The following is a 9,293-nucleotide window of genomic DNA, read 5'->3' as shown; positions in this document are numbered from 1 at the left end:
TAAGAGGTTGACCTGCGAGGTTGACCTGCGAGCAATACCTGGCGGAGTGGACGGCAATGCTCGCCGGCCGGATTGAATCGCCGCGGTAGCGGGCCCGGGATGCCGACATGCCGGGGTGAGCTCGGCGCATGCGGCGACGGCGGCGGGCAACACGAGCGGTGTGCCAATGCCCGGTATCGACACGGCGACCAGCCGCCCCGGGATCCGCGCATCGACGCCGCTGCGCCTGTTGCTGCGTCCCGACGAGGAACTCGACGACGCCTGGGTGGACCAGACCACCGCGATCGTCGTGCACGGCGTCACCGCAGGGTCGGGCCGCTGACCGGGGCAGGCGCGGTCACATGCTGGACAGCCCGGTTGCGGTGAGTGACTGGGCGAGAGCATCGGCGAGCGGGCCGATCTCGTCGGGACGCAGATCGGCGATCGTGATCCGCAGCCCCGGCGGCGAGGCGATCCGGTAGCGCGCACCCGGGGCGGCCGCCCAGCCGGCGGTCAATAGCCGGGTGATCGCCACCGTCTCGTCGGGCACCGGAACCCAGACGTTGAGCCCGGATCGACCGTGGCAGGCCAGGCCGCGCTCAGCCAGCGCCGCCTGCAGCGCGGTGCGGTTACGCGCGTAGGTGCCCTCGGCCCGGCGCACCAACCGGGTTGCGGATTCGTCGCGCCACAAGCTCACCGCGAGGTCCTGCAGCAGGTAGCTGACCCAACCCGCCAGGCGCAGCCGCCCGTGCACCCGCTCGACCGTGCGGCGGTCGCCGGCCAGCACCGCCACCCGCAGGTCGGGGCCGTACGCCTTGGCGGCGGACCGGACGAACGCCCAGTGCGGCGTCGACCCCGCCAGGGAATGCAGCGGTGCGCCGGCGATGCCCGCGCAGTGGTCGTCCTCGACGAGCAGCAGCTCGCCGGCCCGGTCGGCCAAGAGACGCCGCACCTGGTCAGCGCGCGTCGCCGAGATCGCCGCACCGGTCGGGTTCTGGGCGCGACTGGTGACTACGAGCGCCCGAACGCCGCGGCGCAGCACCCGAGTCACGTCGGCCGTCAGCGGTCCGTCGTCGTCGACCGCCATCGGCTCGACCGAAAGACCCAGTGCGGCAAGCAGGTCGAGCAGATTGGCCCAGCCCGGATCCTCGACGGCCACTCGGTCGCCGGGACGCAGGTGAGTGGCCAGCACCCGCTCGATACCGTCGAGAGCTCCCGCGGTCACCGTCAGATGGTCAGCCGGGACGCCGTCGGCGTTCAGCGCCGCCCGGGCATGGTCGGCCAGCTCCGGCGACACCGCGGGCTGTCCGTAGAGCAGCGGGGCGCGCCGCTGCGGTCGACGTGCGACGGCGATCGGCAGCAGAGCGGCGTCGGGGTTGCCGGTCGACAGGTCTCGCACATTGTCGGGGACGGTCAGCCCGCGCAGCGATCGCGCGGTGGTCCACCGCATCCTCGACGAAGCGCTGATCTGTCACCTGGGCTACCTCAGAGCGAGTCGTCCGGTGGTGCTGCCGACGACGCATGCCCGGGTGGGCGAGACGTTGTTCCTGCACTGCTCGACGGGCGGCGGCCCGATGCTCGCCGCGCCGTCGTCGGGCCTGCCGGCGTGCGTCACGGTGACCCTGGTCGACGGCCTGGTGCTGGCCCGCGCCGCACTGCATCATTCGCTGAACTACCGGTCGGTCGTCGTGCAGGGCACCGCACACGTGGTCGACGATCGCGATCAGAAGCTGCGGGCTCTTGGAGCACTTCTCGACCATGTGGCGCCCGGTCGATCCGCCGACAGCAGGCCCCCGAACTCCCGCGAGCTGGCGGCGACCGCGGTGCTGGCCCTCGACCTCGCCGAGGTGTCGGCGAAGGTGCGTGCCGGCGGACCGGCCGATGACGCCGAGGACGCCGCGCTGCCGCATTGGGCCGGAGTGGTGCCGCTGACCCTGGCCGCCGGTGAGCCCGTGCCGGCCGCCGACCTCGACCCGGCCGTTCCGGTGCCGTCCTACCTCGCGGCCTACCGCAGGGCCTGACGCTCGGTGCGTGAGCCGCGCGGATCTGGCGGCCCGGGCTGCCGACGTGCCAGGATGAGGTCAGCGCATGCCGCGACGGCGGCAGGCAACACGAGCGGTGTGCCAATGCCCGGAATCGACAAGGCGACCAGCCGCGTGGTCGCGGTGATCGTGCTGCTGGTCGTCGCCGCGTCGTCCTTGCGCGGGTATCTGCCCGGCGCCGAGCGCGCGCCGCGCCGAGGGTCGACCGACAGTCCGGCGTCGCTGGTGTTCGTCGTGGCGCTGCTCGTGGTGTCGCTGGCCATCATCGTCGTCGCGGTCATCACCCGGGCGCGGGATCCGCGCGCCGCGGCGCCCGGTGCCGGAGCCCTCTCGGAGAGGTTCGGCGGTGCCGGAGGCCGGCTGGCGTGGCGGCCGGTGCTGATCGCAGCCGGGATGCTCGCCGCGTGGCTGCTCGTGGTGTGGCTGCTGTCCGGGTTGATCGCACCGCCCCACATCGACCAACCCACGTCGGGGTCGGGGTCGTCGAGCAGCCCGGGAACTGGCCATGGCGCCGGCCATGGCGGCGGCCCGCCGCCGCCACACAGCGGTGGCAGGGACACGCTGGGATACCTGGCCGCGAGCGCGGCGACCATGCTCCTACTGGCCGTCGGGGCAGCGGTTGTCGCGGTGCGCCAACGCTGGCGCGCCGCGAACGCCTCGGAAAACCCTGTGGCCGGGGTGCTTCGGGTGCAATCGACGTTGCCGGCGGCAGCCTCCGAATCGCTGGCCCGCGCGGCCGAACTCGGCCTGGCCGAGTTCGGCGACCTCAGCCGCGAACCGCGGGAGGCGATCATCGCGTGCTACGCAGCCATGGAGCGTGAACTGGCAAACTTCCCGGAGACTGTTCCGCAGGACTTCGACACGCCGACGGAGGTGCTGGCCCGAGCCGTCGAACACCATGCCCTGCAAGCCGTTAACGCTGCCATGCTGGTGCAGCTGTTCGCCGAGGCGCGGTTCAGCACGCATGCGATGACCGAGCGTCATCGCGAGGTGGCCGTGCGGATGCTGCAGTTGGTCCATGCCGAACTGCGGAGCGTCGTATGAGAAGACTGCTGCTGGTCTCTGTTTTCGCGGTTGTGGCAGCGGAGCTACTGGCGCTGTCACTGCACGATCGTCGACTCGTGCTGTGGCTGTCGGGCGCCGCCGCCGCAATGACGCTGCTGGGGGTCCGCCGGCTGCTGGGGCGTGACGCGGATGCCGTCCCGCCAGGACCGGACTCCGACGATCTGCCGGAGTCCCTGCGCAGCTGGCTGACCCGCACCGAAACGATGATCCGCCGCTCGGAATCCACCCGGGCGGACTGGGACCGGCACCTTCGCCCGATGCTGGCGCGCCGCTTTCAGATGACCGCCGGCCGACGGCAGGCCAAAGATCCGGAGGAGGTTGCGGCCATCGGCCGGATGCTGTTCGGTCCGCACATGTGGGGTTGGGTCGACCCCAACAACGTCGCGCCGGCCGGTGCGCACGAACCCGGCCCGGGCCGAGCGACTCTGGAGGACATTCTGCAACGATTGGAGCAGGCATGACGATGCCGGCCGAGGTGACCACCGCCCGCTGCGAGGCGGCGCTCGACGAGGTCGAACGAGCCGTGGTCGGGAAGCGCTCCGCGCTGACACTGATCCTGACGGCGGTGCTGGCCCGCGGGCATGTGCTCATCGAAGACCTTCCCGGGCTTGGCAAGACGTTGATCGCGCGTTCCTTCGCCGCCGCTCTCGGACTGGGCTTCACGCGCGTGCAGTTCACCCCGGATCTGTTGCCGGCCGATCTGCTCGGCTCGACCATCTACGACATGCAGTCGGGGCGCTTCGATTTCCGTCGCGGCCCGATCTTCACCAATCTGCTGCTGGCCGACGAAATCAACCGAACCCCACCGAAGACCCAGGCGGCACTGCTGGAGGCGATGGCGGAGGGACAGGTCAGCATCGACGGCGAAACCCACAAGCTGCCTTCGCCGTTCATCGTCTTGGCCACCGACAACCCGATCGAGTACGAGGGCACCTACCCGCTACCGGAGGCGCAGCTGGATCGGTTCGCGATCCGGCTGGAACTTCGCTACCTGTCCGAACGTGACGAAACGTCGATGCTGCGCCGCCGGCTGGACCGCGGGTCGGCCGAGCCGACGGTGAATCAGGTTGTCGACGCGCATGACCTGCTGGCCATGCGCGAATCGGTCGAGCAGGTCAGCGTGCACGAAGACGTGTTGCACTACGTCGTCTCGCTGGCCACCGCGACCCGCCATCACCCCCAGGTCGCCGTCGGCGCCAGTCCCCGAGCCGAGCTCGACCTGGTGCAACTCGCCCGCGCCCGCGCCCTGCTGCTGGGCCGCGACTACGTGATACCCGAGGACGTCAAGGCGCTGGCCGTTCCGGCTGTGGCGCACCGGATCACGTTGCGCCCGGAGATGTGGGTGCGAAAAATCCAGGGCTCCGACGTGGTGGAGGAATTGCTGCGGCGGTTGCCGGTGCCACGGGCACGCGGTGGAACTGGGCCGTGACGAACACCGGCGACACCGAGTTGCGCTGGCGCGCATCGTCACTGACGAACGCTATCGCGACGTGCACCGCGGTGACGCTGGCCGCCGCGGTGATCGGATCGCAGTGGCAGCTGATCGTTTTTGCCGCACCGCTTTTAGGTGTGCTGTGTTCGATCAGCTGGCAGCGGCCGCTGCCGAAAGTCCACGTGCACGCGCAACCGGATTCGCCGCGTTGCTTCGAGGGGGAGCGGGCGACGGTGACGGTATGGGCTGCGACGGAATCCGTTGGCACCGCTGTGGCTTTGAGGCTGTCGACCGTCGCGGGGATGGACTGTGACGCTCTCCAGCGCACGGACTCGCTACGACAGACGATCGCCGTCACCGCGCAACGCTGGGGCCGCTATCCCATCCGCGCAACGGTGGACGTCGTGGCTCACGGCGGGTTGCTCACGGGGACGGCAACAGTCGACGCGGCGCAGGTGATCGTGTTCCCCATCGCACCAACGCAGTCCACGCCGCTCCCGCGGACCGAACTGCTCGACCGCCTGGGCACCCACCTCACCCGGCACATCGGCCGGGGCGTGGAGTACGCCGACATTCGTCCGTACGTGCCCGGCGACCAGCTGCGTACCATCAACTGGCCGGTGAGTGCGCGGCGCCGCAGTCTGCATGTGACGCAACGATTGACCGATCGGGCCGCTGACGTGGTCGTGCTCGTCGACACCTATCCGCAGGCCCCGGGGCCGGCGACGCAGGCCACCGAGCGGGTGGTGCGCGGCGCCGCGCAAGTCGTGCAGACCGCGCTGCGCAACGGTGATCGCGCGGGGATCGTCGCACTCGGCGGCCGCCGCCCCCGGTGGCTCGGCGCCGACATCGGGCATCGCCAGTTCTACCGGGTGCTTGACGCCGTCCTGGCCGCGGGCGCTGAATTCGAATCCACCGCAGGGACGTTAGCGCCGCGGGCGGCCGTTCCGCCGGGCGCGATCGTGATCGCGTTCTCCACGTTGCTCGACACCGAGTTCGCCCTGGCGTTGATCGACGTGCGCCGCCGCGGGCACGTCGTGGTAGCCGTCGACGTCCTGGAAGGGTCTCCGTTCGGGGATCGCCAGGATCCGCTGGTGACCCGGATGTGGGCGCTGCAGCGCTCCGCGATGTATCGCGACATGGCCACCACCGGTGTGGACGTGGTCACCTGGCGGACGGACAGCACGCTGGATCAATCGATGCGTCTGGTGCCGGACCGGCGCCGCGCGGGCTCGCGGCGACGATGACGACGCTGCATGCGCAACCGGCCGCCGGCGTCCTGTCCGGCGCGTGCGGGCTGGCGATGGCGGCGGTTGCCGGTGCCGGCTCGCTCGGTCCGGCGTTGTCGGCGTCCGCACTGGCCGGCGTCGTCGTCGCGGCCGGGGTGGTGTTTCGTCCGGCGGCGACCCTCGCGGTGTTGCTCGCCGCGTCGGCGATCGTGCTGTCGGATCCGCCGCCCGCGCAGGCCGCGGCGGCGGGGCTGTGCGCGACCGCCTACCTGGTGCTGCGCCATTCCACCGGTGAAGCGGTCCCCGTGACAGCGCCGACAATGGTTGCCGCCCTGGGGTTTACGGTGGCCGGTGTGGCTGCTGCGGGGTTGTCCTGGCGGGTGCCGTGGCTGCCGTTGCTGGCGCCGCTGGCGGTCTTGGCGGCCTTCGTGCTTGCCCTCCGGCCGTTCCTGCGGGCCCGCGGATGGTGAGCGCCCGCCCGACATGACGCGGGCCTGGCTCTGGTAGGTCGCGGTCACGCCGGGACAGCCCGCCTGCCTGCCTCGCGTCTGTTAGGGTCACGCTGTCTCGGGTTCGCTTGGGGCGTGCCGAGGTTCACCGGGAAGGTACCGGCCTGCGCCCGCACGCGATGGTCAGGAAAGGGGTTGTCGATGACGGGTCCCGCATTCTGGTCGGGCGCGGCGGCCGCCGCGATGCTGGGTCTGACCCAGGCGATGACGCCGGCGCTCGGGGTCGGGCCGCCTCTGGTGACGGCGGAGCCGACGTTACTGTCCGGCGAAGCGCTCGACCCGACGTCCGGGGTGGCGTTGGAGATGGGCGGCAGCGGCGTGCCCATTCCGCCGGAAAGCCTTGTGCAGGTGGCGTTCCAGAATTACTTGGTGCCCAACGGCTACGGCGACTACACCCCGCAAGCCCTGTTCACACCGGAGGGTCTGTATCCGCTCACCGGCGTCAATGTCTTGAAGTTCGACACGTCGGTGGCCCAAGGTGTCACCATCCTCAACGACGCGATCAAAGCTGCGCTCGACGCCGGACACAACGTGGTCGTCGGGGGTGTCTCGCAGAGCGCGACGATCGCGTCGATCGAGATGCAAGATGTCGCCAACGGGTCGCTGGGCTTTCAGCCGTCTCCCGGTCAGCTGGCCTTCGCGATGCTTGGCGATCCCAGTAACCCCAACGGCGGTATCCTGGAGCGCTTCGACCTGCCGACGCCGGGTTCGCATCCGGTGATCCCGAGCCTGGGTTTGACCTTCAGCGGCGCCACCCCCGCGGACACCGGCTTCGAGAACAACATCTACACGCTGGAATACGACGGGTTCGCCGACTTCCCGCGGTACCCGCTGAATATCCTGTCGGACATCAACGCGGTGCTGGGTTTCGAACTCGTCCACCCGCTCTACATCCGGGGGTACGTCGGACCCGGCGTCGGGCTGACCCCCGATCAGATTCAAACGGAGGCCATGACGTTGCCGACGACTCCGGGATACGACGGCGGCACCACCTACCACATCATCCCCTTCACAGGACGGCTGCCGCTGGACCAGGTGATCGAGGCCATTGCCGGCAAGCCGGTGGCCGACCTGCTCGAACCGGACCTGAAGGTGCTGGTCAACCTCGGCTACGGCGCGGACCCGTCGATCGGCTGGTCGGAATCGCCGGCGAACGTGCCCACGCCGATTGGGCTGTTCCCGAGCATCGACGCCCACCAGTTCGCCGCCATCCTGCAGGCTCTGGTCAGCGGGGCGCAGCAAGGGGTCCAGGCCTTCGTGTCCGACGTGTCGGATCCGTCGAGCGGCGCGCCGGTCGCAGTACCCACGGCGTTACCCACGGTGGACCTGACGGACCTACCGTCGTTTCTCCAGGTCGCGGATGCCTACAGCAGCGTACTCGCAGACGCCACCGCGACGCTGCTTCCGACCGCAGATCTCCTGATCTCCCTCACGACCACGGTCCCCGCCGAGGACATCAGCCTCTTCGGCTACTACCTGGGACACGGTGACCTTCTCGACGCGGTCGGCATGCCGATCGCCACTGACGCGGGCTTGGCAACGGTCGCGGCCGGTGAAGAATTCGCGGTCCTCGCCACGGCGCTGGATCACATCGAGACCGCGTTGAGCGGTCTGTTCTCCTAGACCGCGTCGTCAGCAGTGGAAGGTCTCCGCCAGGCTGAGGACGGTAGCAACGCCGAATTCCGGTGAAGTCCGCTCGACGACCGTGTTCACCAGGGCATGCATTGGTCCTCAGTGGGTCGACGAGTTCCGTGAGGTAGTCAGTTCCGGGGACACTGCCGTTGCGCCGCTGGGCTTTTCGATCGCTTCCTGTCGTCGGCGAGGTCGAGCCCCGTGCGGCAGGCGATAGCGGGTGCCTCCGCGACGTCGTGGGTCTTGGTGAGTTCGCGCTCAGGCAATGTCCCCGACGGTATTCAGTGCGGTGTATGCGGCGCACCAACATCTACCTTGACGAGGAACAGACGGCAACACTCGACAGACTGGCCGAACGACAAGGCGTGTCGCGCGCCGAGCTCATCCGCCAACTGCTGGGGCGTACGCTGGCCGGGGCTGGCGACAGCCTGGCGTCGGACGTTGGAGCAATCGCGGATTCGTTCGGTGCGGTGTGCGATCTCGACGTGCCGGAACGTGGTTCGGGTGATCGTGGAGAGCACCTTGGTCTGATGTGGCGCAGCGGATCATGATCCTCGTCGATTCCGATGTGCTGATCGCGCATTTGCGGGGAGTCGTCGCGGCGCGCGACTGGCTTGTCGGCGTTCGACATCACGGGCCCCTGGCAATCAGCGCGGTGTCGGTAGTGGAATTGGTCGGCGGTATGGGGACCGTCGAGCGGCGCGACGTGTGGCGCCTGCTTGCTTCCTTTCGCGTCGAGCCGGCGACTGAGATCGTCGCGCGCCGCGCTGGGGACATGATGCGCCGATATCGCCGCAGCCACAACCGGATTGGACTTGGCGATTACCTCATCGCGGCAACCGCCGAGGTGAACGGCTTGGACTTGGCGACGCTCAACGTCCGGCATTTCCCGATGTTCGAGGGTTTGTGGCCGCCGTTCGTCATCGAGGCCGGCCCACGCCCGCAGAAGTGAGACCACATGGTTTCACCCTGAAGCATGCCGGACCCGAGGGTTGCGCAGCGTCGTGCAGCAACTCCGAGCACCCCATGCCCAATTACTGCTCTTGCAAGGCGGATCGGATGCCCATGGACCCAAAGACGTTGCCGTTCTGCAGCAATGGCTCGCGCAGGTCGGTCGCCAGTACGTATACGAGGCCGTCTCTGACGGTGAGCCCGGCGGCGTCGCTGGCCATCGACGGTGACCAGCGGGCAGTCGTCCTCGAGCGTGTGCCCGAGGACTTGGTGGATGGTGTTGTGGCTCAGCTGCGTTAAGGGGTGACGGGCGGAATTCTCAGCAGTCACAGAATTCGGGGGATAGGCCGATGTGCCCGGCTCACTCGAAAATTGCCCAAAAGCCCTGGTCGGCGCTCGCGTCGAGCAGAGCTATTCGTCGAGTGTGCGGTTTGCTACGCCAGCGCCGGCGCGT

Annotated in this window: 9 protein-coding genes and 2 pseudogenes; 10 read left to right on the top strand and 1 reads right to left on the bottom strand. The window is 69.3% G+C overall.

What is annotated here, in order from left to right:
• Nucleotides 1-211: 211 nt before the first annotated feature.
• Nucleotides 212-322 (top strand): annotated as a pseudogene (locus ABDW21_RS15020) (TetR family transcriptional regulator); the annotation flags it as partial.
• Nucleotides 323-337: 15 nt separating this feature from the next.
• Here ABDW21_RS15020 and ABDW21_RS15015 read toward each other — a convergent pair.
• Nucleotides 338-1,435, bottom strand: a pseudogene (locus tag ABDW21_RS15015) (aminotransferase class I/II-fold pyridoxal phosphate-dependent enzyme); the annotation flags it as partial.
• Here ABDW21_RS15015 and ABDW21_RS15010 point away from each other — a divergent pair.
• The 9 genes from ABDW21_RS15010 (at nt 1,380) to ABDW21_RS14970 (ending at nt 8,840) form a co-directional block, all read left to right on the top strand.
• Nucleotides 1,380-2,000 carry a pyridoxamine 5'-phosphate oxidase family protein gene (locus tag ABDW21_RS15010; RefSeq protein WP_343601398.1) on the top strand — a complete coding sequence of 207 codons (621 nt, stop codon included), beginning with the start codon at nt 1,380-1,382 and terminating at the stop codon, nt 1,998-2,000. The pseudogene ABDW21_RS15015 and the gene ABDW21_RS15010 sit on opposite strands and share 56 nt — an antisense overlap.
• A gap of 105 nt (nt 2,001-2,105) precedes the next feature.
• On the top strand, nt 2,106-3,065 hold the full coding sequence (locus ABDW21_RS15005; protein WP_343601397.1) for a DUF4129 domain-containing protein: 960 nt from the start codon (nt 2,106-2,108) through the stop codon (nt 3,063-3,065).
• On the top strand, nt 3,062-3,547 hold the full coding sequence (locus ABDW21_RS15000; RefSeq protein WP_343601395.1) for a hypothetical protein: 486 nt from the start codon (nt 3,062-3,064) through the stop codon (nt 3,545-3,547). Before ABDW21_RS15005 ends, ABDW21_RS15000 begins: the two co-directional genes overlap by 4 nt.
• Complete coding sequence (locus ABDW21_RS14995; protein ID WP_343601393.1) at nt 3,544-4,515, top strand: MoxR family ATPase; 972 nt, start codon at nt 3,544-3,546, stop codon at nt 4,513-4,515. The genes ABDW21_RS15000 and ABDW21_RS14995 overlap by 4 nt, the downstream gene beginning before the upstream one ends.
• Nucleotides 4,512-5,765, top strand: coding sequence for a DUF58 domain-containing protein (locus ABDW21_RS14990; protein WP_343601391.1), 1,254 nt, complete (start codon nt 4,512-4,514; stop codon nt 5,763-5,765). Before ABDW21_RS14995 ends, ABDW21_RS14990 begins: the two co-directional genes overlap by 4 nt.
• On the top strand, nt 5,762-6,217 hold the full coding sequence (locus tag ABDW21_RS14985; protein ID WP_343601389.1) for a hypothetical protein: 456 nt from the start codon (nt 5,762-5,764) through the stop codon (nt 6,215-6,217). Before ABDW21_RS14990 ends, ABDW21_RS14985 begins: the two co-directional genes overlap by 4 nt.
• Nucleotides 6,218-6,397: 180 nt before the next feature.
• The gene (locus ABDW21_RS14980) at nt 6,398-7,879 is read left to right on the top strand and encodes a PE-PPE domain-containing protein (protein WP_343601388.1); all 1,482 of its coding nucleotides are present in this window, start codon (nt 6,398-6,400) and stop codon (nt 7,877-7,879) included.
• 302 nt (nt 7,880-8,181) lie between these two features.
• Nucleotides 8,182-8,439, top strand: coding sequence for a CopG family transcriptional regulator (locus ABDW21_RS14975; RefSeq protein ID WP_343601387.1), 258 nt, complete (start codon nt 8,182-8,184; stop codon nt 8,437-8,439).
• On the top strand, nt 8,436-8,840 hold the full coding sequence (locus ABDW21_RS14970) for a type II toxin-antitoxin system VapC family toxin (protein WP_343601403.1): 405 nt from the start codon (nt 8,436-8,438) through the stop codon (nt 8,838-8,840). Before ABDW21_RS14975 ends, ABDW21_RS14970 begins: the two co-directional genes overlap by 4 nt.
• Nucleotides 8,841-9,293 lie beyond the last annotated feature (453 nt).

Source organism: Mycobacterium sp., assembly GCF_039583805.1.
GTDB lineage: Bacteria > Actinomycetota > Actinomycetes > Mycobacteriales > Mycobacteriaceae > Mycobacterium.
The sequence above is the reverse complement of the archived record's forward strand: the minus strand, read 5'-3'. Positions and strand labels throughout refer to the sequence as shown.

Coding starts and splice junctions, on each gene's coding strand:
- ABDW21_RS15005 (WP_343601397.1), top strand. CDS start 2,106: ATGCCCGGAATCGACAAGGCGACCAGCCGCGTGGTCGCGGTGATCGTG.
- ABDW21_RS15000 (WP_343601395.1), top strand. CDS start 3,062: ATGAGAAGACTGCTGCTGGTCTCTGTTTTCGCGGTTGTGGCAGCGGAG.
- ABDW21_RS14995 (WP_343601393.1), top strand. CDS start 3,544: ATGACGATGCCGGCCGAGGTGACCACCGCCCGCTGCGAGGCGGCGCTC.
- ABDW21_RS14985 (WP_343601389.1), top strand. CDS start 5,762: ATGACGACGCTGCATGCGCAACCGGCCGCCGGCGTCCTGTCCGGCGCG.
- ABDW21_RS14980 (WP_343601388.1), top strand. CDS start 6,398: ATGACGGGTCCCGCATTCTGGTCGGGCGCGGCGGCCGCCGCGATGCTG.
- ABDW21_RS14975 (WP_343601387.1), top strand. CDS start 8,182: ATGCGGCGCACCAACATCTACCTTGACGAGGAACAGACGGCAACACTC.
- ABDW21_RS14970 (WP_343601403.1), top strand. CDS start 8,436: ATGATCCTCGTCGATTCCGATGTGCTGATCGCGCATTTGCGGGGAGTC.